Annotated in this window: 16 protein-coding genes; 8 read left to right on the forward strand and 8 right to left on the reverse strand. The window is 71.0% G+C overall.

Annotation, left to right across the window (positions count from 1 at the left end):
- Position 1: 1 nt before the first annotated feature.
- Positions 2-268 (reverse strand): acyl carrier protein, encoded by a 267-nt coding sequence (locus ACIQ9G_RS10085; protein ID WP_403607851.1) that lies wholly within the window; start codon positions 266-268, stop codon positions 2-4.
- Positions 268-1719, reverse strand: coding sequence for a condensation domain-containing protein (locus ACIQ9G_RS10090; protein ID WP_403607853.1), 1452 nt, complete (start codon positions 1717-1719; stop codon positions 268-270). Before ACIQ9G_RS10090 ends, ACIQ9G_RS10085 begins: the two co-directional genes overlap by 1 nt.
- A 446-nt stretch (positions 1720-2165) precedes the next feature.
- Between ACIQ9G_RS10090 and ACIQ9G_RS10095 the strand changes: the two genes are divergently transcribed.
- Positions 2166-3482 (forward strand): MFS transporter, encoded by a 1317-nt coding sequence (locus ACIQ9G_RS10095; RefSeq protein WP_403607855.1) that lies wholly within the window; start codon positions 2166-2168, stop codon positions 3480-3482.
- A gap of 1073 nt (positions 3483-4555) precedes the next feature.
- Here the strand turns inward: ACIQ9G_RS10095 and ACIQ9G_RS10100 are convergent.
- The 3 genes from ACIQ9G_RS10100 to ACIQ9G_RS10110 form a co-directional block, all read right to left on the reverse strand.
- Positions 4556-5851 (reverse strand): cytochrome P450, encoded by a 1296-nt coding sequence (locus ACIQ9G_RS10100; protein WP_403607963.1) that lies wholly within the window; start codon positions 5849-5851, stop codon positions 4556-4558.
- Positions 5852-5916: 65 nt separating this feature from the next.
- The gene (locus ACIQ9G_RS10105; RefSeq protein ID WP_403607856.1) at positions 5917-6894 is read right to left on the reverse strand and encodes a DUF1702 family protein; all 978 of its coding nucleotides are present in this window, start codon (positions 6892-6894) and stop codon (positions 5917-5919) included.
- Positions 6895-6942: 48 nt separating this feature from the next.
- Entirely contained in the window at positions 6943-7932 is a 990-nt protein-coding gene (locus ACIQ9G_RS10110) for a DUF1702 family protein (protein WP_403607858.1), read from the reverse strand.
- Between the two features lie 182 nt (positions 7933-8114).
- On the opposite strand from ACIQ9G_RS10110, the gene ACIQ9G_RS10115 reads away from it, so the two are divergent.
- The 6 genes from ACIQ9G_RS10115 to ACIQ9G_RS10140 all read left to right on the forward strand — a co-directional run bounded on the left by ACIQ9G_RS10115 (position 8115) and on the right by ACIQ9G_RS10140 (position 19380).
- The gene (locus ACIQ9G_RS10115) at positions 8115-8915 is read left to right on the forward strand and encodes a TIGR03084 family metal-binding protein (protein ID WP_403607859.1); all 801 of its coding nucleotides are present in this window, start codon (positions 8115-8117) and stop codon (positions 8913-8915) included.
- Between the two features lie 517 nt (positions 8916-9432).
- A complete protein-coding gene (locus ACIQ9G_RS10120) occupies positions 9433-11421 on the forward strand; it encodes a CRTAC1 family protein (RefSeq protein WP_403607860.1) in 1989 nt (662 codons plus the stop codon).
- Complete coding sequence (locus ACIQ9G_RS10125) at positions 11418-12422, forward strand: hypothetical protein (protein WP_403607862.1); 1005 nt, start codon at positions 11418-11420, stop codon at positions 12420-12422. Before ACIQ9G_RS10120 ends, ACIQ9G_RS10125 begins: the two co-directional genes overlap by 4 nt.
- Positions 12419-18301 (forward strand): type I polyketide synthase, encoded by a 5883-nt coding sequence (locus tag ACIQ9G_RS10130; protein WP_403607864.1) that lies wholly within the window; start codon positions 12419-12421, stop codon positions 18299-18301. The genes ACIQ9G_RS10125 and ACIQ9G_RS10130 overlap by 4 nt, the downstream gene beginning before the upstream one ends.
- A 7-nt stretch (positions 18302-18308) precedes the next feature.
- Positions 18309-18824: an acyl-CoA thioesterase gene (locus tag ACIQ9G_RS10135; protein ID WP_403607866.1), complete on the forward strand. Its 516-nt coding sequence runs from the start codon at positions 18309-18311 to the stop codon at positions 18822-18824.
- A gap of 4 nt (positions 18825-18828) precedes the next feature.
- Positions 18829-19380 (forward strand): flavin reductase family protein, encoded by a 552-nt coding sequence (locus ACIQ9G_RS10140; RefSeq protein ID WP_403607868.1) that lies wholly within the window; start codon positions 18829-18831, stop codon positions 19378-19380.
- Between the two features lie 248 nt (positions 19381-19628).
- On the opposite strand, the gene ACIQ9G_RS10145 is transcribed toward ACIQ9G_RS10140, so the two are convergent.
- Positions 19629-20276: a TetR/AcrR family transcriptional regulator gene (locus ACIQ9G_RS10145; RefSeq protein WP_403607870.1), complete on the reverse strand. Its 648-nt coding sequence runs from the start codon at positions 20274-20276 to the stop codon at positions 19629-19631.
- 80 nt (positions 20277-20356) lie between these two features.
- Between ACIQ9G_RS10145 and ACIQ9G_RS10150 the strand changes: the two genes are divergently transcribed.
- Entirely contained in the window at positions 20357-21700 is a 1344-nt protein-coding gene (locus ACIQ9G_RS10150) for a carotenoid oxygenase family protein (protein ID WP_403607872.1), read from the forward strand.
- A 413-nt stretch (positions 21701-22113) separates the two neighbouring features.
- Here ACIQ9G_RS10150 and ACIQ9G_RS10155 read toward each other — a convergent pair whose 3' ends face one another.
- Entirely contained in the window at positions 22114-23316 is a 1203-nt protein-coding gene (locus tag ACIQ9G_RS10155; protein ID WP_403607874.1) for a putative PEP-binding protein, read from the reverse strand.
- Positions 23317-25179: an FAD/NAD(P)-binding protein gene (locus ACIQ9G_RS10160; protein WP_403607876.1), complete on the reverse strand. Its 1863-nt coding sequence runs from the start codon at positions 25177-25179 to the stop codon at positions 23317-23319.
- Positions 25180-25322 lie beyond the last annotated feature (143 nt).

Genomic DNA, 25322 nt, shown 5'->3' on the forward strand with positions numbered 1-25322 from the left:
GTTACCGGCCGCCGGCGTCGTTGATGCGCTGGACCAGGAGGGCGGCCAGTTCGGCGAGTGAGGTGATGTCGAAGACGTCCACGATCGTGCAGTCGACGCCGAGTTCCTCCTCGAGGATGCTGGCCATCTCCACTGCGGCGATCGAGTCGAAACCGGCGGAGACCGGGTCGAGGGTCTCGTCGACGTCCTCGTGGTGGACGCGCCGGGCGGCGGCGAGTACCGCGGCGAGTACCTGCTGGCTGAGGTCGTTGCCCGTGGCGGTTTCCACTAGTTGTCCTTCCAGGTCTGATCAGGGGTGTGGGTGATGCGCAGGATCAGGTCGCGGAAGTCGTTGATCCAGCGATCGGCGGTGCCGGCCTCGAGCCGATCGGGGGAGTACTCGAGCTGACTGCGCAGCCCGCCGGACGGAAGCTCCCACATACCCCAGATGCACCAGCCGCCCCGTTCGAGTGGCATTTCCTGCCGGAAGGCGACCCGATCGACTCCGTCGGCGAACTGGATTTCCTCATTCGCCGGCTTGTGAGCGGAGTAATTGAAGAAGGTCGGCATGTTCTTCGCCTTCCCGAACGGCTCCATGAAATCGGGCACTTCTTGTCCGAGGATGCAACTCGGCAGCGCATGACGGTATGCCTCCAGGCACGTGCTCCGCGCGCGGAGCAGGACGTCCCGGAAGGTCCTGCAACCGCCGAGGTCGATCCGCAGCGGCAGCGTGTCGACGAAGATGCCGACCGTGTCCTGGAAGGCCGGATTGTCGCGGGGGGCCCTGAGGGTCATCAGCGTCACGTCGGTCTCGCCGGAGATCCGGGCGGCCAGCATCGCGCCGGCCGCGGCCAGAACGTGCCAGGTGGAGCAGCGCTCCTCGCGTGCACGTGCGCGGACCTCGCTCATCTCCTGCGGACCGAAGTCGAAGGTGGCGCTGCCGTACGGGGCGCCGCCGGCTCCGACGATGCCGTCGGGATGGTCGGCCGGCGGCGCGAAGACCTGGGAACCGGCGAGCCGGCCGGCCCAGTACTCCCGGTCCGTCCCGGCCTTCGCACCGCTCAGCCGCTCCTGCTGCCACAGGGCGTACTCGCCGTACTGGCGCACCGGCGGCAGCTCGGGCGCCGTCCCGGCTGTCCGGGCCCGGTAGAAGGCGGCCAGGTCGCGCCGGAGCAGATGCGTGGACCACGCGTCACCGGCGAGGTGGTGGCTCAGGATGGTCAGCACCGCGTCACGGTCGTCGAACCGGTACAGCGCTGCCCGCACCAGCGGCGTCTCGAACCTCGACATGGTCTCGGCGTAGAGCGTGGTGAGCAGTTCCTCGGCGACCTCGTCGCGCGACTTGCCCGCTCCCGCGCCCAGTTGGTGCTCGGTGAACGGCACCGGGGCCGGTTGCAGCACCGTCTGGTACCCGGCGTCGCCGTCCCCGCAGCCGCACGTCATCACGGTCCGCAGCGATTCGTGCCGGGCCACCACGTCATCCAGCGCGCCCTGCAGAGCTGCGGAGTCCACGCTGCCCCTGATCCGCAAGGCCATGGGCATGACGAACCTGGCCATGTCCTTTCCGCCCGGTTCGCTGATGCAGCACGATGTCAACTGGGCGGAGAGCGGATACCGGATGGATCCCTCAGTTTCTCGCATCTGGCCAACTACCTTCTTCAGCCGCGTTCGAACACGACCGGAGCGTGTCAACGCCGTTGAGTAGTAACGTTTACGCGAATACGTCTCATTGAGCTGCACGGTGCATGCGATGCCGAAGTTATGTCCCGGCTGGTGAAGCGGACAACTTTCAGATTGCTGACGGCCCGCGCCGGCGGATCCCGCAGCGCGCCGCCCTGACCTGTGATATCCGCTCCCCGCGACGAAGCGCCCCCACGACCGCGTGATCGGTCCGCGGGAAAGAACGGCCGGCGCCTGCCGACAAGAGACAACAAGCGCCGGAGGGGCCACCCGACGCCCCCTCCCGCCCCGGCCCGGCGCAGCAGAGCACGTGGGAAGAAGACCCCCTCTTCAACGGGCACTATGGTGTCTGCCTGTATCAACCCGATTCACCATGGCCCGCAGTAACGGGCAGGCGGCCGGCAGGATGTTGTCACGTTCGGATCAGCGCCATGGTGCGGCGTGCTGCCCGCAGATGCTACCGGCGCCATTGATCACAGAAGGCGGACATGTCCACATTAAACCCAATGGCCTTCGTCAAGTCCCTCTTCCCTGAATCGGGCATTGAGCGCACCTACGTCACATCGACATTCATCGGCACGATCGGCGCCGGAATCCTCCTGCCGATCAGCATCCTGTACTTCACCCGCATAGTCGGCCTCCCGGCGGCCGAGGTCGGGCTGGCCTTCACCGTCTCCGGCCTGCTGGCCATACCGGCCTCGATCCCCGCCGGCGCACTCGCCGACCGAGTCGGCCCACGCCGCGTGATGACAGCAGCCCTTGCCGCACTGGGCGTTGTCGGTGTCGCCTACCTCTTCGTCCAGAACTTCTGGACACTGCTCGCCGTCCAGACCCTCATGGGCTTCAGCCTCGCAGCCTATTTCCCGTCCGCCGGCGCACTCCTCCGCCGCGTCGGTGGTGAGCGCACCGTCACCATCCGATCCCAGACCAGGGCTGTGACCAACCTGGGAGTGGCACTCGGCTCCCTGATCGCCGGTATCGGCATCGAGATCGGCACCCCGACCGCTTACCGCATTCTGGCCGTCACCTTCAGCGCCGCCCAGGTGACGGCACTCTTGCTGCTGTTCCGACTGCCGAACTACCAGCCCCTGCCCCGCCCCTCTCAGGACGCACCGCACACTGGCGAGACCGGCACCGTCACCACACCGGCACCGAAACGGATCGCGCTGCGGGACAAGGCCTTCGTCGCCTACGCACTCGTCGGCGGCGCCATGGCCGTGCAGAACATGATCATGGAAATCATGGTCCCGGTATGGATCGTGGGCCACACCCACGCACCGGCCTGGTCCGTCACCGTGGCCTTCGTCCTCAACACGGCACTCGTCGTACTGCTCCAGGTAAGGCTCGGCGACAAGGTTCAGACGATCACCGACGGCGGAACGGCACTGCGCCGGGCCGGCATCGCCCTCCTCCTCGGGTGCGTCGCCCTCAGCCTCATGACCGACCTGCCCGCCTGGGCCGCGCTCCTGCTGCTGATCGTCGGCATGGTCTTGCTCACCCTGGGCGAAATCTGGTACGTGTCCGGCACCTTCGCCTTCGAATACGGACTCCCCCCCGCCTACGCTCAAGGCCAATACCAAGGATTCTCCTCCGCCGCATCAGCAGCAGCCAAAGCCGTCGCCCCAGCCCTGCTGCTCGGCTTCGCACTGAGCCACGGCCGCATCGGCTGGCTCGGACTCGGCGCGCTCCTGCTCCTGCTCGGCCTCGCCGGCCCCGCCATCGCCGGCTGGGGGGTACGCACCCGGCCGGCCACCACGACCACCGAACCCGTGACAGCCGAAACCTCAACCCCCACTCCTTCACCCGCCGACGACCCTGTCTGAGCCTGGCTCTGTCGGGAACCTCGGAGTATTCCGGTACGCCAGCATGATCGGCAGGTTCGCGGGCTGTTTCGAAGACCTGTGGGGCCCTCGAGGCGCCCGTCGTCCCTCCGTCCCCGTCCCGGTGAGCAGTCCAGGCTCCGACAGCGCGGGGCGCGCGTGCGAGCGGACCCGGACGACACGACGGCGAGACGGTACGAGACCGTCTCGCCGGACGTGGAACGACGAGGACTTCGCCGAGCGGTACCCGCGCCACGGGCGCCTGGGCCTCTCGCCTGCCCCGCTTTCCACCTTGAGCGTGCTGCAGTTCCTGGGCCCCTCCGGCGACCGGCAGGCAGCCGAGGCGGTGCGCTGCCGTGCAGACGTCGAATACGCCCTCGCGCCGGCCCGGCCCGAGCAGGCCGGGCTCGTGCGCGAACGCACCGCCCGGCGCACCGGTTCCACGCATGTCCTGTCCGCAGTATGCGACCCGACCCGGCTGGAGCTGATCACCGAGGCGGTACGGACCGAGCCGGAAGAGATCGCCGGAGCACGGCGGCGTTGCGTACGACGTCCGCGGAGTCGAACTCGGAGTAGCCCAGGCGGCCCGGCTCGGCGGGCACCCACCGCAGGAATCCGCATGTGGTCAGCCCGATGCCGATGCTCCACGGCCGTGACGGCCGGGGCGGAGCCGCAGTTGCCTTACGCCGAACAGTGCATGGATGCACCGGCGTTGCCCCGGGACGGGGGCGCGACCGTGTCCGCGTCGCCGGGTACGACGACGGCTCCGTAGCGGGTCGTGATCGCCTGGTCCCGGCGAAGATGGATGCCCGGCGGGCAGCGCGGTCACCGAGCCGGCCCCACAGCCACGATCCCAGGCCCGTGCCGATGGCCCCGGCGAGCGGCAGCCAGGTGATCGACACCGTCCGGGGCTGCCGGGGACCGCAGTCCGTCGTCGTGTGTGGAAGGGACGTTCTCGACCCGCCCGTGCCGATAGCACTGCAGCGGGTTCGATCGGCCGCCCGCGAGGAGGACCTCGTGCCGGCCGCTGGCGGCCGGCCGGGTGCGGTGGGAGGAACCCCGTCGCACCCGGCGCATCACCGCGCCGTCCGGACCGTCACCTCCAGCCCGCCGCGCATCCCGAGCGACAGCATCGGCTCCGGGACCACTTGAAGGCCGGGCACCTTCTCCAGGCGCAGCTCCCGGCACAGCAGTGCCACGGTGAACACGGCCTCCATCAGCCCCAGACTGCTGCCGACGCACACCCGCGGGCCCGCGCCGAACGGGATGTGGGCGTACCGCGGGCGGTCGCCCCGCTTCCCGGGCGCGAACCGCTCGGGCCGGAACTGCCCCGGAGCGTCCCAGAAGTCCGGGTGCCGGTGCAGGGTGTAAGGGCTGATCAGGACGTCCGCGCCGGCCGGGACACGGTAGCCGCCGATCTCGTCGGCGGCCTGCGCCTGCCGGGGCAGGATCCACACCGGCGGATACAGCCGCATGGTCTCCTCGACCACCATGGTCGTGTAGGTCAGCAGGCGCAGATCCTCGTAGCGGGGGAGCCGGTCGCCCAGTACCTCCACCGCCTCCTGGTGCAACCGCTCCCGGACCTCGGGGTGACGGTCCATCAGGTAGCAGGCCCAGCCGAGGGTGGAAGCGGTGGTCTCATGGCCCGCCAGCAGCAAGGTGATCAGCTCATCCCGCAGTCGCCGCTCACCGGTTCGCGGGTCGGCCTCCGAACGCACCGAGGCGATCAACCGCGAGAGGGCGTCGTCCCCCTCCTCGATCCCGCCGCGCGCGACACGCTGCGCCGCCAACCGCTCGACCACTTGCTGCAGACGGGTACGGGCCCGCCGGAAGCGCATCTGGTGGGGCAACGGGATCCACATCGGCACCGCGCCCATGGTGACCATCTCGAACATGGCCTGTTCCTGGACCGCCTCGAAGGCATGGCCGAGGTCGCCGAACTCCTCCAGGCCGGTGTCGAGCAGCGTGCGGCCCAGCACGCCCAGCGTCAATCCCGTCAGTTCCCGCGTCAGGTTCACCGGCCCGCGCCCCTCGTACCCGCGCAGCCGCTCGACCAGCGCCGCGGCCTCCTCGGCCACGGCTGCCGCCTGCTGGGCGATCCGCCGGTGCTGGAAGGCGGGCTGGATCACCTTGCGCTGCCGGTGCCAGAGTTCGCCCTCGCTGGTCAGCAGGCCGTCCCCGAGGGCGCGCCGGGCCTGGGCCAGGCCGATGCCCTTGTGGTAGTTGGCGGCGTTGTCCGCGAGCACGTGCTTGGCGTGGTCGGGATGGTTGAAGAAGTACAGCGTCTTCGGGCCGAGGGAGAGCCGCACCGCGTCGCCGTAGCCGGCGGCGGCCGTCATCATCGCCAGGCGGTCCCTGGCCAGCTGCCGCATCAGGGACGGCACTGCGCGCAGCGGCGGCGACGGGGGAACCCGCGGGGCCGCGCCGGTCAGGCCGGTCACCGGTGCTCCGTCACGGCGGCGATCCGCTCGGCGATGGCCTGCCGCCACACTTCGTACGCCGGCAGGGATCCCGTCCCTGTCGCCCGCGGGCGGACCTCCTGGGTGATGCGGGCGGCCTCGTCCGGCTCCAGGCCGCACAGGAGCCGGGTGGCCGACGCGGTGTGCGGCACCATCAGCCCGGCGCGCAGCCGCGCCTCCGCGGCGAAAGCGCTGCCCTGTGCCAGCGCGCCCCGATGGGGTCCCGCCTGATCGCGCAGCGCCGTCAGCTCTTCCTCGTCGCAGCCGCCGGCGTACGTGGCGGCGAGGCCCACGCCGCTGTAGAGGTCCGCGTGGCGCGTCTTGGGGAACTTCGCGATCGTCGTGGCGACGAGGCCGGGGTCGGTACCGCACACGAACCACAGGGCACGACCGATGCCCTGGTCGATGGCGCGTCCGGTGTAGTTGGGGAAGTCGTGGGCGGGCCACGGAAACCGCTCGTCCCGGTACTGCTGGTGCACATACCGGTCGGTGTGGAAGTACGCCTGGTGGAAGCCGTACCCGTCGAGCACCAGCCAGCGCAGCAGGGGGTCGAGCACGTCGACGTTCGCCCAGCGGAACCGCGGCAGCCGGCCCATGGACCAGCCGATGCCGACGTACACCATGTAGATGTGCGCACCGCCGCGGCCGGCCAGCAGGCGCTCGACGCCGTCCCTCTTCCAGCCGGGCATCCCGTCGAGGACGCCGTACGCCATGCCCGCGCCCTCGTAGGCGAAGCCGCGGAACCGCTCCGGTATCGCCTCCAGGTGCGCTTCGGCCTCGTCCGTGGTGCGGGCGGCCATGGCGTGGCCGTACCCCTCCAGGAACCGGCTGCCTATCGTCTCGAGCAATTGTCGGGCCTCGGGCGTCTTCCTGTGGAAGCCGCGGGTCTCCAGCAGGGTCTCGGTCACGCTGGGCGTCAGCAACCGGCGACGCAGCCTGCCCATGGTGCTCGGCATGGATTTCCCTTTCCTATCGGCTGTTTTCCTGGCGTGTGGGCCGAGGTGTCATCGGGGGACGGACCCTTCGGGCAGGAAGTGGGCTTGGATGGCACGCCGCCATTGCTCGTAGGCCGGGACCGGGCCCGCCTGCCCCTCCGCGACGGCGCTGTCGTCGGCGAGGGCGACCGCGGCCTCGACCGAAAGGCCTGTCAGCACCCGCGCGGCGACGGCCGTGTGCTCGGGCACGTAGCCCGCCAGGTCGCGGGCACGGATCGCGAACACCGCCCCCTGGGCCAGCTCCGGCAGATGCTGATCGGCCAGACGCCGCAGCGTGCCGAACGTGTCCGCCCCGCAGCCGCCGGCGAAGGCGGAGGCGAGCCCGGCACCGCTCCACAGGTCCGGCCGCCGGTGCTCGGCGAAGCCGCGAATGGCCGCGTCGACCCGCTCGGGCCGGGCGCCGTGGATGAACCACAGGGCACGGCCGATGCCCTGGTCGACGGCACGAGGAAAGTAGGCGGGCGCGCCCTGCCACGGATAACTCGCGGGAACCCGCTGCTCGTCCACCCAGCGGCGGGTATGGAAATAGGCCAGGTCGAAGCCGTAGCCGTCCACCGCGAGCCAGCTCATCACCGGGTGGAAGGGCTGCCCGGTGAGGTCGGGCAGCACCTTCCTCCACATGGCGCGAGGCAGCCGTGCCATGGCGAAGCCGATGCCGATGTAGGCGAGGAGGACGTGCGGGCGGCCCGGGCCGTTCAGCAGCTCCCGGGTCCGGTGGCCGCGGCCCATCACGTCCAGGATGGTGAACGCCATGGTGGCGCCCTCGTAGCCGAAGCCGCGTTGTTCGGGATCCAGAAGATCCAGGCGATGCGCGACGCCGTGGGTGTCGTGTGCCTCCATGGCCCACTCGAAGCCGCACACGACGGCGCGCGGGACGTCCTCCAGCCGGGTGGCGGGATCGTTTGCGGGCAGCGGTGCGAAGCCGCGCCGGGCGAACGACACTTCGGTCAGGTCGGGGGCCAGCAGCACGCGCCGCAGCGCTCTCAACGTCCTCGCCACGTTCCCCTCCACGAATGACTCGACGGCCAGACCATCATCGCCACGGCGGGGCGGTCGGTGCTTCTCTGCGGTTGCCCCTGCCGGCGGGTGGTGCATCGACAGCACGGCCGGAGAAGTGGCCGACCCCTGCCTCCCCCCAGACTGGGCCCCGCGACAAAGCCGCCCGCAGAGAGGAACGAGGCATGACCCAGCACAGCGACGTCCTCAGCGATCTGGTGGCCGAGGGCAACGCCCTCGACGCCTTGCTCGCCGATGGCGGCGAGACCGAGTGGGCACGGCCCACTCCGGCCGAGGGATGGTCGGTCCGGCACCAGGTCGCCCACCTGATCATGGTGTTCGGCCTGGCCGAGAAGGCGGCGGAGGACCCCGCCGGGTTCAAGGCGTTCCTCGCCGGAATCACGACCTTCGGCGAGGCCGTCCAGAACGGGCTGAAGCCGTATCTGCCCCTGGAGGGCGCGCAGTTGATCGAGACCTGGCGGACCCAGCGGGCGGCGACCGAGCGGGCGCTGAATCGGGTGCCCCAGGAGCGGCTGGTGCCGTGGCTGGTCCGGCCGATTCCGGCGGCGGTGCTGGCGGCTGTCGGGATCATGGAGATGTTCGCGCACGGCCAGGACATCGCCGACGCGCTCGAAGTCGAGCGCCAGTACACCGACCGAGTTCGGCATGTCGCCGAATACACCTGTCTCACCTGGGAGTTCGGCTACGAGTCGCATGGTCTGCCGCGGCCCCGCAAGGGATTGCGCTTCGAACTGACGGCACCCTCGGGCCAGACGTGGACGCTCGGCGCTCTCGACGCGGAGCAGCAGATCACCGGCCCCGCCGTCGACCTCTGCCTGCTGGCCACCCGGCGCCGGCACCGCGACGACCTCGCGCTCACCGCGTCCGGTCCGGACGCCGACCAGTGGCTCGACATCGCCCAGGCCTACCGCGGCCCGACCGGACCCGGGCGCAGGCCGGGCCAGTTCGCGCGGGCCGGACGCTGATCAGCGCCCGCGTGCCGCCCGGTCGGTGGCACCTGAGCCCGGGTGCCACGAACCGGCCCGCCCTCCAGGTCACAGCGCACCTGAGGGAAACCCGCCGAGCGGCGCCGGTACCGGCCCCGCGGTCGCCGGACGATTCATCACCAGCCAGGAATGACCGCCGGCCGGAGCCCGTATCCGGAACGGCCGAACCTTAGTCGAACGCCGCGAGTTCCATGCTCCCGTCACATTCCGGTGAGTCTCGAAAATTCATCTCCCGCCGACACCTCCAGGGCATCTCATCGGACCCGGCAGGCCAGTGAACAAGGTTTTCTCGAAGATTGCCGAGTCACGCTCGAGAATTCTCGCGACGACGTGGGCCGTGACGCTTCTTCGAGCTTGCCGACTGCCCTGAAGTGCGAATACATCGGCTAGCAAGTCGGGAGATGCCGGTTGCGCGGTGATCCCGGATCGTATCTGAAGAATGCAATCCCATGATTCACACGCCGATCCTGACCACCACAAGAGAGAGAGGAGCACCGTGGCATATAGCCAGCGGATTCGCAGACTGGTGCCGGGGCTGGTGACGGTTCTCATCGTGGCGTCCCTGTTCTTCGCAACCCGGGCAGCAGTCGCCGCTCCTGACGGTACAAAGGTGGCCGCCGCCTACCGGTTCAAGGAAATGCCCATCGCCATGCCGCCGGGCTACGACGAGCTGCCCAAGCGCACCGTGCGTACCGTCAACCCCGCCTACGAGAAGATCCGCTCCTGGATCTCGTCGGTGGGCGCGAGCATCGCCATCAACGACGTCACCGGCCACGGCCGGGCGTCCGGCATGTGCATCGTGGACACCCGCACCGACCAGGTGACGGTGACGTACACGCCCACGGCACGTCAGGCCGACCGCTTCACGCCGTTCCTCCTCGACGCCGCGCCGCTCCCCGTGGACCGCACCATGGCGCCCACAGGCTGCACCTTCGGCGACTTCAACGGGGACGGGCGCATGGACATCCTGGTCAGTTACTGGGGCCGCACCCCGGTGCTCTTCCTGGCCCGCTCCGATGCGCGTACGCCCTCACCCCGTGCCTACGTGCCGCGCGAGCTGGTGCCGTCGCAGTCGCAGGACGGCCGGTACCACGGCCCGCGCTGGAACACGGACACCGTGCACGTGAGTGATCTGGACGGCGACGGCCATCCGGACATCGTCGTCGGCAACTACTTCCCGGACTCCGACGTCCTCGACCCGAACGGCCTGAACAACGTCGTGATGAACGACTCGTTGTCCCGTGCCCAGAACGCCGGCGGCGACCATGTGCTGCGCTGGACGTCCGCCACGTCCGGCCCCCGGCCCACCGCCGCATACGTGGAGGAGCCGAAGGCGATCCCGTACGACGCGGCCACGGGCTGGACGCTTGCCGCCGCCGGCGCCGACCTGACCGGTGACGGCCTGCCGGAGCTCTACATCGCCAACGACTTCGGCCACGACCACCTGCTGTACAACCGCTCCAGGGCCGGCCACATCCGCTTCACCGAGGCCATCGGCGAACGCACCGGCACCACACCCAAGTCGTTCCTGCTCGGCAAGGACTCCTTCAAGGGCATGGGCGTCGACTTCGGCGACCTCGACAACACCGGCCGCTTCGACATGATGGTCAGCAACATCACCGTCGCATGGGGCCTGGAGGAGTCCAACTTCGTCTGGAAGAACCGGGCCGCCAGCGAGGCGGAGATGAACCGCCGACTCGCGGACGGGGTCGCCCCGTTCAGCCAGGAGGCCCGTGCGAAGGGCCTGGCGTGGACGGGCTGGAACTGGGACGTCAAGATGGGCGACTTCCTCAACTCCGGCCATCAGGACGTGGTCCAGACCGACGGCTTCGTCAAGGGCAAGATCGACCGCTGGCCGTGGCTTCAGGAAATGGCCATGGCCAACGACCTTCTGCTGTCCAACCCCTCCATGTGGCCCCACGAGGGGCCGGGCGACGACATCGCCGGCCACAACGAGCTGGCGTTCTACGCCCACACCCCCGACGGTTCCTTCGCCAACATCAGCAAGCAGCTCGGCCTCGCGGTGCCCCATCCCACCCGCGCCGTGGCCACCGGCGACACCACCGGCACCGGGGTGCTGGACTTCGCCGTCGCCCGGCAGTGGGGGCCGCCCGCCTTCTACGCCAACACGGCCGTACACCGCGGCAATCACCTCACCCTGAGCCTGCTGCGTCCCTCGGCAGGTCCGGCCGCGGGAGGCTCCCGCAGCGGTCTGGCCGCCGCCGGCAGCCCCGCCTACGGCGCCACCGTGCGCGCCACGACGCCCGACGGCACGCAGATCGCACAGCTCGACGGCGGCGGCGGCCACAGCGGTTTCCGCAGCTTCGACGTCCGCTTCGGGCTCGGCTCCTACGACGGTCCGGTGACCCTGCACCTGCGATGGCGCGACGCCCACGGCGAGCTCCACCAGCAGGTCCGCCGCCTCGCACCCGGCACCCACACCCTCATGCTCACCAGCGACGCCCAGGAGGTGCCGAGCTCATGACCGCGACGGTCACCCAACCCTCCACGGAACAGGCCCCGCACACCACTGCGGCGCCGCCCGCCGCCAAACCGGACCCGCGCTACCTCGCACTGCGCAACTTCGCCATCTCCATCAGCGTGTTCAACATCTTCGGCTACACCCTGCTCGGCTTCGAGCAGCCGTGGCTCTGGCCGATCCTGGCGGTCCTGTGCGGATACGCCACCGAGACCGGACTCGAACTGGTCAGCGCCTGGGCGTACAGGCGGGCCCCGCGCTTCCGCGGCCGGGGCGTCCGCGGGGTGTACGAGTTCCTGCTGCCCGCCCACATCACCTCGCTGGCCGTGTCCATGCTCACCTACGGCAACGACCTCTTCCTCCCGGTCCTGTTCGGCGTGGTCGTCGGCGTCGGCGGCAAGCACGTGTTCCAGGCGCCGATCGGCGGCCGGATGCGGCACTTCATGAACCCGTCGAACTTCGGCATCACCGTCTCACTGCTCTGCTTCGGCACCTGGTTCAGCATCGCGCCGCCGTACCAGTTCACGGAGAACGCCAACAACTTCTTCCGGGTCGCCATCCCGCTGGTCATCGCCACCGCGGGAACCGTCATCAACGCCATCCTGACCAAGCGCGTGGCGCTGATCGTCGGCTGGCTGGGCGGCTTCGCGATCCAGGGCGTCATCCGCCACTTCGTCTGGGACGTCGCGGTGTTCTCGGCCGTCGGTGTGATGAGCGGCGTGGCCTTCGTGCTCTTCACCAACTACATGATCAGCGATCCGGGGACGACGCCGGCCAAGGCTCGCAACCAGTTCATGTTCGGCTCATCGGTCGCGATGGTCTACGGGGTGCTCATGGTCTTCAACGTCGTCTACACGCTGTTCTTCGCCGTGACGCTGGTGTGCGGGCTGCGCGGCGCCGGCTGGTGGGCGGCCCACCTGCTGCAGCGCCGGCGCGAGCGGGCCGCCGCCGCGGCGCCGTCCGCGACCGCCGCCACCGGATCCGAGGCAGAGGCGGTGGCGGCATGACCGGCCCGCGACCGCGCATCGCAGTCGTCGGGATGGCCTGCCGCTACCCCGACGCCGACACGCCCGAGCAGCTGTGGCAGAACGTCCTGGCCGGACGGCGCGCCTTTCGCCGCCTCCCCGACGAGCGGATGCGCCACGAGGACTACTACTCGCCCGACCCCGCCGCCCCCGATCGCCACTACACGCGCAAGGCGGCGGTCCTGGAGGGCTTCGAGTTCGACCGCGTCAAACACCGCATCGCCGGCAGCACCTTCCGCGCCACGGACATGACGCACTGGCTGGCGCTCGACACCGTCTCCCAGGCCCTTCAGGACGCGGGATTCCCCGACGGCGGGGGCTTGCCGGCGGCCACCACCGGCGCCGTCATCGGCAACAGCCTCACCGGTGAGTTCAGCCGCGCCAACCTGATGCGGCTGCGCTGGCCGTACGTACGCCGCACTGTCGCCGCCGCGCTGCGGGAGCAGGGCTGGCCGGATGCGGAGCTGGCGGAGTTCCTGCGCACTCTGGAACAGCGGTACAAGCAGCCGTTCCCGCCGATCGACGAGGACACTCTGGCCGGCGGCCTGGCCAACACCATCGCCGGACGGATCTGCAACCATTTCGACCTCGGCGGCGGCGGGTTCACGGTCGACGGTGCCTGCTCCTCGTCGCTGCTGTCCGTCGCCACGGCGTGCAACGCGCTGGCCTCCGGGCAGTGGGACGTGGCCATCGCCGGCGGCGTGGACCTGAGCATCGACCCGTTCGAGGTGATCGGCTTCGCCAAGACCGGAGCCCTGGCCACCGGTGAGATGCGCGTCTACGACCGCCACTCCAACGGCTTCTGGCCCGGTGAGGGCTGCGGCGCCGTGGTGCTGATGCGGGAGGAGGACGCCGTCGCGCAGGGACGTCTGCGCCATGCGGTCATCGCCGGCTGGGGCTGGTCCTCGGACGGCCGCGGCGGCATCACCCGCCCCGAGGCGAGCGGTCACCGCCTGGCCCTCGACCGCGCCTACCGCTCCGCCGGTTTCGGCCTGGAAACCGTGTCCTACCTGGAGGGCCACGGCACCGGCACCGCCGTCGGCGACGCCACCGAACTGCGCGCCCTGTCCGAGGCCCGCCGGGCCGCCGACCCGGACGCGCCGCCCGCCGCCCTCGGCACCGTCAAGGGCAACATGGGACACACCAAGGCCGCGGCCGGGATCGCCGGACTCCTCAAGGCCGTGCAGGTGGTGCGCCACCAGGTCATTCCACCGGCCACCGGCCACCACGACCCCCATCCGGAACTTCTCGGCGAGCGGCCCGCGCTGCGGGTGCCCCGGGAGGCCGAGGTGCGGCCCGAGGGCGCCCCGATGCGGGCCGGCGTCTCCTCGATGGGCTTCGGCGGCATCAACGCCCACATCGTCGTCGAGCATGCCGACGGGGGGAGCCGCACCGCCCTGCCCCAGTCCACCGTCCGCCTGGTCCGCTCCCGGCAGGACTGCGAGCTGCTCCTGGTCGACGCGGACGACACCGCGGGACTGCGTGGCCGGCTGACCCGGCTCGCCGCTCTCGCCGGGCGCCTGTCCTATGCCGAACTCGGTGACCTGGCCGCCACGTTGGAGGCCGACCTGGCGGGCCGTACCGTCCGCGCCGCCGTCGTCGCCTCCTCTCCGGAGCAGGCCGAGGAGCGTTTCACCGAGCTGCTGGCACGTGTCGACGGCGGCGCCCGCAACCTCCTCGATACGGCCGCCGGCCTGTTCCTCGGCCGGCGTACCGACGCACCGCCGCGGATCGGTTTCCTCTTCCCCGGACAGGGCGCGGGCCGCCGCGGCGACGGGGGCGCGCTGCGCGCCCGCTTCGCCGCCGTGGACGAGCTCTACCGGGCGCAGGACCTCCCGGCCCGGGGCGACCAGGTGGCGACCGAAGTGGCCCAGCCCCGCATCGTCACCGCCTCGGCGGCCGGGCTGCGCATACTGGACGCGCTCGGCATCGAGGGCACGGGCGCCGCGGGCCACAGTCTCGGCGAGCTGACGGCACTGCACTGGGCCGGAGCCATGGACGAGGCCGGACTGCTGCGCACTGCGGCCGCGCGAGGCCGGGTGATGGCGGCGGCCAGCGACGGCGGCGGGGCGATGGCGAGCATCGCAGCGGGGCCCGCGGCGGTGGAGCCGCTGCTGAGCGGCGAGCCTGTGGTGATCGCCGGGTACAACGGCTCCCGCCAGACCGTGGTCTCCGGTCCTGCCGACGCCGTAGGCCGGGTGAGCACGCGGGCGGTCGCGCAGGGCCTCGCCGCGCAGCGCATCAACGTCTCCCACGCCTTCCACTCGCCCGCGGTCGCCCCCGCGGCGCGCGCCTTCGCCGAGCATCTGGCGGCAGAGCGGCTCGGGCCGCTCTCGCGGCGGGTGGTCTCGACGGTCACCGGCGGGCCGCTGGACCGGGACACGGACGTGGCAAAGCTGATGACCCGTCAGGTCCTCGCCCCCGTGCGGTTCACGCAGGCGGTGGAGGGCCTCGCGGCCGAGAGCGACCTGCTGCTGGAGGTCGGCCCGGGACGCATACTGAGCGGGCTCGCAGGACAGACGGTGGACGTTCCGGCGATCGCCCTCGACACGGACAGCACGTCCCTCGCGGGGCTCTTCCTGGGTGTGGCAGCGGCGTGGGTGCTCGGCGCCCCGGTGCGCCACGGGGAGCTGTTCCGGGACCGCTTCACCCGGCCCCTGCCGCTGGACAAGGAGTTCCGCTTCCTCGCCAACCCGTGCGAGTCGGCACCGGACGGCGACCTGCCGCTCGCGGTGAACGCGGGCACCGACGCGATTGCCGTCCGCATGGCACCGGCGGGCGCGTCCACCGGTGCACCGTCAGCCTCCGCCGGGGACGGAACGAGCAGCCTCGACGTCCTGATGCGGCTTGCCGCGGCCCGCGCCGAGCTGCCGCCCTCTGCCCTCTCGCCCGACACCAACCCGCTGGACGAGCTGCACCTCAGCTCGATCACGGTCGGCCAGATCATGAACGACGCGGCCCGTGAGCTGGGGGTCAACCCCATGGCCACGACGTCGGCGTTCGCCACCTCCACGCTTGCCGAACTGGCGGTCCTGCTGGACGACCTGGCCGGCACGGCCCTGCCGTCCGACGCGGACCGCCCGATCGCGGCGGCCGGCGTGGCGCCGTGGGTCCGGGCGTTCTCGGTCGACCTGGTCGAGGCGGAAACCGGGAAGGCACCCGGGCCAAAGGTGTCCGCCGAAGGCGACGGCCCGCACTGGACCGCGTTCGCTCCCGACCGGCATCCGCTGGCCGAGCCGCTCGCGGCGGCGCTGCGCGACGCCGGGCTCGGCGGGGGCGTGCTGCTGTGCCTGCCCGCCGACTGCGACGACGAGCATGCCGCGCTGATGCTCTCCGCCGCTCGCGCCGCCCTGCACCCCACCGCGCCCGCCGCCCGCTTCGTCGCCGTCGGCGACCGGCGCGGGGCCGCCGGGCTGGCCAAGACACTCCACCTGGAGGCGCCCGACACCGCCACCACCGTCGTCACGCTCCCGCTCAACAGCCTGCCCGACCTCGACGGGCTGACGCACCGCATCGTCGCGGACGTCGCGGCGACCAGCGGCTTCAGCGAAGTGCACTACGACGCCGCGGGCGTCCGCCGGGTCCCCGTGCTGCGGGCCCTGCCACCCGCCGCGGACGATCCCGACACCACCGCCCCGTCCCCGCTGACCGCCGCCGACGTCCTCCTGGTCACCGGCGGAGGCAAGGGCATCACCGCCGAGTGCGCCCTGTCCCTCGCCCGCGACTCCGGATGCGCCATCGGACTGCTCGGCCGTTCCGACCCCGAGACCGACCGTGAACTCGCCGCCAACCTCGGCCGGATGGCCGCCGCGGGCGTTCGCTTCCACTACGTCCGCGCCGACGTCACCTCACCCGGCGACACCAAGGCCGCCGTCAACGAGATACGCGAACGTCTCGGCCCCGTCACCACCGTGCTGCACGGCGCGGGACGCAACGAACCGCGCGCACTCGCCGACCTCGACGAGGCGTCGTTCCGCCGCACCCTGGCCGTCAAGATCGCCGGCCTGGAGGCGGTCCTGGCCGCCGTCGACCCGGCCGACCTGCGGCTGGTCGTCGCCTTCGGCAGCATCATCGGCCGCGCCGGACTGCGCGGCGAGGCCGACTACGCCACCGCCAACGACTGGCTGACCGAACGGATCGCGCGGTTGCGCGAGGACCTTCCGGGCTGCCGGTGCATCGCGCTGGAGTGGTCGGTGTGGTCCGGTGCAGGGATGGGCGAGCGGCTCGGCGTGCTCGAGTCGCTCATCCGCGAGGGCATCGAGCCGATCCCGGCCGACGAGGGCGTCGCCATGCTCCGCCAGGTGCTGGCCCATCCGGACGTGCCCGACACCCTGGTCGTCATGGGCCGCGCCGGCGGCCTGCCGACCATCGCCCTGGAGGAGCGGGAACTGCCGCTGCTCCGGTTCGTGGAGCGCGTACAGACCCACTACCCCGGCGTCGAACTCGTCGTCGACTCCGAGCTGTCCGCCGCCACCGACCCCTACCTCGCCGACCACCTCCTCGACGACACCCTGCTGCTCCCCGCCGTGCTCGGCATGGAGGCCATGGCCCAGGCCGCCGCGGCCCTCACCGGCCGCACGGGAAGCCAGGCGGTGCCCATCCTGGAGGATGCCGAGTTCCTGCGTCCGGTGGCGGTGCCGCCGGAGGGCACGACCACCGTGCGGGTGGCCGTGCTGGCCACCGGTCCCGACACCGTCCGCGCGGTGATCCGCAGCAGCGAGACGGACTTCCGCGCCGACCATTTCCGCGCCGTCCTGCGCTACGGGCCGCACCAGCAGCTCCCGGCCGGTCCGGTCCCGCCCGAGGGCGTGCGGCCGGCGCTGGAACCGGCGCGGGACATGTACGGGCCGGTGCTGTTCCAGGGCGCCCGCTTCCAGCGCCTGACGGGCTATCGGCACCTCGCCGCCAAGGAGTGCGTCGCGGACATCTCCACATCCGCCACCGCGCCCTGGTTCGCAGGCTTCCTGCCGCCCGACCTGGTGCTGGCCGACCCGGGCACCCGGGACGCGCTGATGCACTCCATTCAGGCCTGCGTGCCGGACGCGACGCTGCTGCCCGTGGGCGTCGAACGGCTGCACCTGGCCGACCCGGCCGCCGCGGCCGGCGCCGGCGATGTCGTCCTGCACGCCGTCGAACGCTCCCGGGACGGCGACACCTACGTCTACGACCTCGACGTCCGCGACGAGCACGGCGCGCTCGTCGAGCGCTGGACGGGCCTGACACTGCGTGCCGTCCGCAAGCTGGACGGCTCCGGTCCCTGGGAGCCTGCGCTGCTCGGCCCCTACGTGGAGCGACGCGCCGAAGCGGTGCTGGCCGCACCGGTGCGGATCGCCGTCCACCCGGACGACGACGGCAGCGACGCCGACCCGGACGGCCGTCGCGGTCGCACCGCCCACGCACTCGGCCAGGCACTCGGACGCCCTGTGACGCTGCGTCATCGCCCCGACGGACGACCCGAAGTGGACGGCGGCCCGCAGGTCTCCGCCTCGCACGGCGCCGGGGTGACCCTCGCCGTGGCGGGGGAGGGGCCGGTCGCCTGCGACGTACAGCACGTCGAGGAGCGCAGCGCCGACGACTGGGAGGGCCTGCTGGGCGCCGGCGGCCTCGCGCTGGCCCGGCTGATCGCGGCCGAGCACCGCGAGGATCTCTCGCTCGCCGCGGGCCGGGTGTGGGGCGCCGTGGAGTGCCTGCGCAAGAGCGGCCGTGCGCACATCGAACTGACGGTGGACGACGGCGCTGGGGCTCCGGACCGGTGGGTGGTACTGCGGTGCGGCGCGGCCCGGATCGCCACCGTCCCGGCCGTACTGCGCACCGGGCCACAAACGGCGGTGTTCGCCGTGCTGACAGAGAAGGAGGGGTGAGGCACCGATGGGCGACGAACGCCCCTATTACGAACTGCGCCACCTGGTCGGCTTCGAGGAGACCAACCTCGTGGGCAACGTCTACTACGTCAACTACGTTCGCTGGCAGGGCCGGTGCCGGGAGATGTTCCTGCGCGACAGGGCTCCCGAGGTCCTCGACGACATCCGCGACGACCTGAAGCTGTTCACCCTCTCGGTGGGGTGCGAGTTCTTCGCCGAGATCACCGCGTTCGACCAACTGTCGATCCGGATGCGGCTGGAGGACCTGACGCAGACCCAGATCGGGTTCACCTTCGACTACGTGCGGCTGCGCGGCGAAGAAGGCGGTAACGACGGAGAGCCCGTCGCCGGGGACCTGGTCGCCCGGGGCCGCCAGCGAGTGGCCTGTATGCGCGGGCCCAACACCGATACGCGGCCGACCCGGGTGCCCGAGGCGCTGCGCCGCGCGCTGGAGCCGTACGCGCTCCCGGCGTCCGGCTCCGCTCCCCGCGGGCCGCTCGCAGCGGCGACGGGCGGGGGGTGAGGGCATGGCCGACACCCGCACGGACGGCCCGCCCGCCCCGGACCGGGCGGCCGCACTGCTGCAGCACGACCGCTTCGCACTGCGCGGCGTGCTCGGGTCCTTCGCTACCGGTATCACCGTCCTGACCGCCGGCCGGGAGCTGCCGAGGGGCATGACGGCGAATTCGTTCACCTCCGTCTCGCTGGACCCGCCGCTGGTGCTGGTATGCGTGCTGCGCACGGCGGCGCTGCACGACGTGGTGCTGGAGGAGAAGGCGTTCGCGGTCTCCGTCCTGTCCGCGGAGCAGGAGCCGATCGCACGCCGGTTCGCGGACCGCGGGCGACCGCGCGGCGCGCGGGAGTTCGAAGCGGTGGACACCCGGCCGGGCCGCCATACCGGCGCCCCGATCCTCTCGGGCGCTCTGGCCTGGCTGGAGTGCGGGCTGGAAGCCGTGTACGACGGCGGGGACCACTCGATCCTGCTCGGCTCCGTGCTCGACGCGGACCGCGGGCCGGGCGCCGACTCTCTGCTGTTCTACCGGGGCGGTTTCCACCGCCTGGCCCCCTCCGCCGTCTGAGCGGCGCGGGGGACACCCGCTGGGCCGCGGTAGCCGTTCGCGGCGACCGCGGCCCAGCGGCGCCTTTCATTGCCGGTCCTGCGGCAGACCGGGAGGCAAGTCCCGCCGTCCGGAGTCCGCGCGCGGTGGTCCTCGACGTGCGCCCCCTGGTGCGGCGTACGCCCCGCTCTTCGCCGCCGTGGCCGAACGCTGCCACCGAGAGCCCGTACGGGCGCCGCCGGCGACGTCTGCGCGGCGTGCCCCTGGGGTCAGCCGGCACCCACGGGCAGGCCGAGGCATTCCAGTGAGCGCCGGGCCGCCGACGGATCGTCCCCCGCGCCCACCAGCAGTCCGTGCACCTGGGCGGCGAAGCAGCGCGCCGCGTCGTAGGGCGGGACGAGGAAACCGCCCAGCTCCAGAGTGACCAGCCCGTGCAGCGCGATCCACATCTGATGGGCCACCAGCCGGGCGTCGCCCTCGTGGAAGCGGCCCGCCGCCATGGCCGCCGCCACCGCCCGGGTCACCGGTTCGAGGGTGTAGCGGCCGTGCTGACGGTCCTCCTCGGTGAGGCTGAACCCGCCGAACCCCACCCCGCCGAACATCACCCCGTACAGGTGCCGGTGTTCCAGGGCGTTGCCGTGGTAGGCGAGCCCCAGCGCCGCGATGTCGGCCACCGCGTCACCGCTGGGAGTGACCTCGCTCATCCGCCGGTCGAGCCGGGCGAACCCCTCGTGGACCATCGCCCGCACCAGGTCGTCCATGCCGCCGAAGTGGGTGTAGACGGCGGTGGTCGAGGCGCCCACCGCCGAGGCGAGCCGGCGGGTCGTCAGCGCCTGCGGCCCCTCTTGCGCCAGCAGTCGCGCGGCGGCCTCCACGAGATCGGCCCTGAGTCTCGGATTTGCCTGGCGTGGACTCACCCTTGACGTCCCTTCGGTTGTCCTCCACCCTATAACAAAACGACGTTACGTAACGACGATACGTTATATGGGGCGGAACGATGATCGCATCGAAAGTCGAATCGGCCAACCACTCCGCCCTTCCCCGCGTCACGCGCGAGGTGCTCGTCTCCGCGCCCCCCGTCCACGGCGCGCTTCCCCCGGAACTGGACGGCACCTTCCTCACCATCGGCCCCAACCCACTCCAACGGCCGCACGACGAGCACCTGTTCGCCGGCGACGGCATGGTGCACGGCGTACGGCTGCGTGGCGGCCGCGCCGAGTGGTACCGCAACCGCTGGCTGCGCACCGACCGCGCAGCCCGCATCCTCGGCGAACTACCCGCCCCCGGTCCCAGACACGGCCCGAACGACAACGCCAACGGCAACATCGTCCGCCATGCCGGCCGCACCCTGGCCCTCGGCGACGGCGGCCCACGCCCCCTCCAGATCGACGCCGCCCTCGACACCGTCGCCCGCATCGACTTCGACGGCACGCTGCGCGGCGGATTCGCCGCACACCCGCAACACGACCCCCTCACCGGCGAACTCCACGCGGTCACCATGTCCTGCGAACCGCCGTACGCCACCTACCTCGTCATCGACGTGCACGGCCGGGTACGCCGCTCGGTCCCCGTGCCACTGAAGCGGCCAGTGATGATGCACGCGTTCTCCCTGACGGAGCACTACGCGATCATCTACGACCTCCCCGTGGTCTTCAGCCCCGCCGCCGCGGCGGCGGGCTCACGCATCCCCTACGCCTGGAACGACGGCCACGGCGCCCGCCTGGGACTGCTCCCACGCGACGGCGGCCCCGACGACATCCTCTGGGTCGAACTGTCACCGTGCTTCGTCTTCCACCCCGTCAACGCCTACGAGTCCGGCCGCCACATCGTCCTCGACGTGATCAGCCATCCGCGTGTCTTCGACCGCGACCCGCACCGCCCCGGCGAGACACCCCCCGCGCTGGTCCGCTGGACAGTGGACACCGCAGGCGGAACGGTCGTCGAGGAACAACTCTCCGGCCTCGTCCAGGAGGCCCCGGTCATCGACGACCGGGTACGCGGCACCCGGCACCGCTACGTCTTCGCCACCGCCCTCGACCCCTCCGGGCGGGAACTGCTGGGCGGCCCGGCGCTGCTCCGCCACGACCTGGCCACCGGACGGACCGACACCCACGAGCTGCCCCCCGGCTGCACCACCGGCGAGGCAGTCTTCGTCCCGCGCGAGCCCCGCGCCCCCGAGGGCGACGGCTGGCTGCTGAGCATGGTCACCGACGGCCGGACCGGACACGGCGAGCTGACGGTCCTCGACACCGCCGACTTCACGGGCCGCCCGGCCGCCGCGGTGCCGCTGCCGGTCCCCGTCCCGCACGGCTTCCACGCCGCCTGGGTGGACGGCGACTGACCGCAGCAGTGCAGGCGGAGCACGTCAGAACCCGCAGGCGTAACCCCGGGTGAGGATTCGCTCGAGGAGGCGTCGAGCCCCTCCTTCTCCCTCGTCATACAGGGGTTGATCAGGCACTGGCGGCCCCCCAGCGTGCGGCCGGCTTTCTCCACCGTCAGCGGCCAGTCGGATCCCCGCTCGCGGCCACTTCAGGTCCCCGCCGTGGCCACTCGATTCCCCGCCGGCGGTCGCTTCGTGGACGCAGCGTGAGTCCTCCTCGGCCGTGCTCGCCCCACGGGCGGCGGTTGACCGCCAGGGACCGCGCGGCGGGAGCAGGTGAGGCCGGAGGCTGCGAAGCGGGTCGAGCAGGGCGCCGGCCGCGGCGAGGTGGCCGCGGAGCCGCTGATGGCGAGGGAGATGTTGAGCCCCATCTGTCAGGGGTTCGTCCGAAGGAGGATCTGCTGAAGTTCTGCCGTGCACATCATGTAGCCGTCGGGGGTCGGCAGATGCTCCAGGTAGTAGGCCAGGTCCAGGCCCAGTGAAAATACCCTGACAGGGGTGCCCGCAGCACGTGCGGAGTCCACCACCTGCCGAAGCGCGTCCATGACGGCCGGGTGCCGGGTCCGATAGGTAGCGGCCACCAGATGGTTGCTCCGGTCGGCCGCGAGATAGAACTGCACCAGGTCCTTCACCCCGATGAACAACTCACTGGCGCCCGCGGCGCAGATCGCCGTCGTGGAGTGTACTGCTGCGGGCGTTTCGATGAACGCGGACAGACGGATGCCCTCCGGTAACTCCAGGTGCTTTCCGAGCTGGACAAACTCCTCATCGTCTGTGAGGAAGGGAGCGGAGAGGCATACCCGGCCCGCAGCGTCGCCGAGACGGTCGCGCAGGAAGCCCAGCACAGCGTGGAGCGCATCGCGGTACGCGTTGGATCGACGCAGCCAACGCGCGCCGTGCAGACCCAGCTCGGGATTCGGCTCGACCGCGACCGTGACCAGCTCGGTGACCTCGGCGGCGTGGTCGGAGCGGAGGTCGAGAAGCCGCAACACGATCCGTTGGCCGGGCAGGAGTGCCTCGACGAAGGTGCACAGCCGGTCCGCGACGGCCCGAGCGTAGACCTTGATGTCGTCAGGGCCGCCCGCCAGGGCGTCGAGCGGGCGCAGTCCTGCCGCCAGGCAAAGGAACTCTTCCCGGATGAAGAAGGAGTCGACGCGCTCCGCGTCGGGCCCGGACGCGTTGATCGTGCGGATGTCCTGCAGGTCCGCGATGACGGTACAGGCTGAACCGAGATCTTCCGGTGACGGGCTCCAGGCATTCGCTCGGCGCCCGACGACAATCGATTGGCTGTCGAGGTCCAGCGTCACTTCGCCGACCAGTTCGGCGAGATCGGCCTTGTCCACGCGCAGCACGGGTATGCCCCTTCCGCGGCAGATGGACTGCATGTGGCCGGTCAGCCCCCCTGAACCGCAGACGACTGCCCGCGCTGCCACGATCGCGTCATACAGACCCGCTTCAAGGGATGGCGCGACCAGGATCGATCCCTCGAGCGGATCTCTCGTGCGGTTACAGACGCCTCGTAGGACACGTTGCGTACCGCTGGTCAAGAGGGATCCCTGAATCCGGTGCCCGTGCAACTAGCCCTCCAGATCATCGGTGTTCGCAATCCCGAACTGCCTGCGTAGCTGCCGCGGCGTCACGGTGACGTCGGTGAGCCGGTCGACCGCGGTCCAGCGGATGAGGGCCCTGGTCAGCCCGTCGTGCCGAATGGCGCCCGAGGAAAGGGCGGGAGGTTCGTCCATGGCTCGGATGCGGGCGGCCAACCGTGTGGCCAGCAGTTCCCGCTCTTTGCGTGATTTCGCGACCAGCCTCCTCACCTCCAGGTTCACAGCATCCTCGAATTGAGCCCGGACTGCTTCCTTCATATTGCTGACACAGTGCTGGAATTGATCATGGAATTGGGTCAAATCCTCTTTTGACTCCAAAACTTCGATCGCGTGCGAAGCAACCACAATTGACTGGTTCTTGATGGCGGCGAGATTGAAAGTGAACGCTCCGATGCGCCCGTTGCGCACCATCTCGTCGCCCTCGCGCAGGGTGCCGACCGTTGCGATCGGCCGGACACGCCTTCCGTGGAGGTCCAGGAGCGTCCCGCGGTCGTCGACCTCCAGGCCGCGTCCGGTGCGCTCGTGGGGCACCGCGGTTCCCCTCCGCAGGAGATTCCTCCAGAGCGGCTGGCTGGCCCTCCTGTAGTCCCATTCCCGGCTGAAATTGGACACCACCAGATCGGCATCAAGGGCGCGTTCACCTTCCGAGGTCCCGACCCGAAGAGTCAGCTTCCCGGAGCCCGCCGGCGCGATCCGTTCCACCTTGCCGACGATCAGCTGCACCCGTCCGTCGTCCGGGTGCATTGCCTGCTCGATGATCGCCATCGTGTGCTCCACGGCGCCGACCCGGAAGGAGGCCAGCGCGGTACTGAAGTCATCCAGCAGAGAACGCAGTTCGGCGGAGGGAATCTGTGCGATGGCTTCGGGCAGATGCGGCTCCCAGGCCTTGGCCACCCGCTCCGCGACCACGGCCGGGTCAATGTCCGGGTGCTCCCGCCCGACCGCTGCACACGCCGCCTCCCACTCCGTCCGGACCCGGGCCAGGAACTCCTCGCGATCCCGGTACGGCTCCAGCAACGACCTCGGACAGGCCAGATGCACTACCCCGTGCTCGTGACCGCGGGGATACGTCCGGAAGATCGTCCCGGTCTTCGAGAGAAGGTAGATCGGCCCGAGGTGGCCCTGGCGCAGCAGCAGACCCGCCGAGTCGTACGCGCTGAGCGTGGAGCCGACGATCGCAACGGTCGCCTCCGGGGAAAGCGCACTGAGTTGGCGGACGCCTGCCTCAGAGAACGGGTTGCGTACGAAGGCGGGGTGCGCGAGTACCTCAGCGGCAAAGGGCGGTTCTCGAAGCTCGAGCCCGGTCGCGAGGATTACGTGATCGGCGAGGATCACGGTGGGTTCCGAGCCCTGCCGGGCCGGCAGGCCACTCCCTTGCGGCGCGGACCACTGCCGCACTGTCACCTCGACTCCCGAAGAGGTCAGCTCCACGTCGATCGCCTCGCCGTCCGCTTCGACGAGCACGACACCGGGACAGGCTTCTTTGCTGGCCTTGGCCAGCCGGTCGATCAGATAGTGCTGGAAGATGCGCCGGGGAGCCGGGCCCTGCTCCACGAACGTGAACTCGGCCCAGGGCGCCGGCCAGTGCGTGCGGTCGGCTTCGTGGTTGGCCCAGCGGACGAAGTCGAGGACGTCCTCCCGGAAAACCGACATCCGGCCGGCCTGGATGTTGAACACATGCCCCCAGGGATTGCCGTCCTGGTGGTAAGCGACGCCCGCAGAACGGTAGTTGGGGTGCCGTTCGAGCAGGATGACCTCCAACGGCCGACGCGCAAAGCAAAGCAGACGGATCGCCGTGGCAGTGCCGGCCAGACCGGCACCGACGATGAGCACTCTGGGTCGTAAGCGTGTTCTGCTCACAGTGAGAACCTCCCTCTTGAGCGATGGAAGCCCGGCGGTACGTGGGCGAGCCGGGCGCGGCGTTTCCGTGGCAGTGGCGGTACTGGTCTGGGTGTGTCCGCGCGGCCGCCTCGACG

This window comes from Streptomyces sp. NPDC096152, from assembly GCF_044763235.1.
GTDB lineage: Bacteria > Actinomycetota > Actinomycetes > Streptomycetales > Streptomycetaceae > Streptomyces.

Excerpts from the sequence above, each read along its gene's own strand:
- ACIQ9G_RS10095 (WP_403607855.1), top strand. The coding sequence starts at position 2,166 with ATGGCCTTCGTCAAGTCCCTCTTCCCTGAATCGGGCATTGAGCGCACC.
- ACIQ9G_RS10100 (WP_403607963.1), bottom strand. The coding sequence starts at position 5,851 with ATGCGGCAGCTGGCCAGGGACCGCCTGGCGATGATGACGGCCGCCGCC.
- ACIQ9G_RS10105 (WP_403607856.1), bottom strand. The coding sequence starts at position 6,894 with ATGCCGAGCACCATGGGCAGGCTGCGTCGCCGGTTGCTGACGCCCAGC.
- ACIQ9G_RS10115 (WP_403607859.1), top strand. The coding sequence starts at position 8,115 with ATGACCCAGCACAGCGACGTCCTCAGCGATCTGGTGGCCGAGGGCAAC.
- ACIQ9G_RS10125 (WP_403607862.1), top strand. The coding sequence starts at position 11,418 with ATGACCGCGACGGTCACCCAACCCTCCACGGAACAGGCCCCGCACACC.
- ACIQ9G_RS10130 (WP_403607864.1), top strand. The coding sequence starts at position 12,419 with ATGACCGGCCCGCGACCGCGCATCGCAGTCGTCGGGATGGCCTGCCGC.
- ACIQ9G_RS10135 (WP_403607866.1), top strand. The coding sequence starts at position 18,309 with ATGGGCGACGAACGCCCCTATTACGAACTGCGCCACCTGGTCGGCTTC.
- ACIQ9G_RS10140 (WP_403607868.1), top strand. The coding sequence starts at position 18,829 with ATGGCCGACACCCGCACGGACGGCCCGCCCGCCCCGGACCGGGCGGCC.
- ACIQ9G_RS10150 (WP_403607872.1), top strand. The coding sequence starts at position 20,357 with ATGATCGCATCGAAAGTCGAATCGGCCAACCACTCCGCCCTTCCCCGC.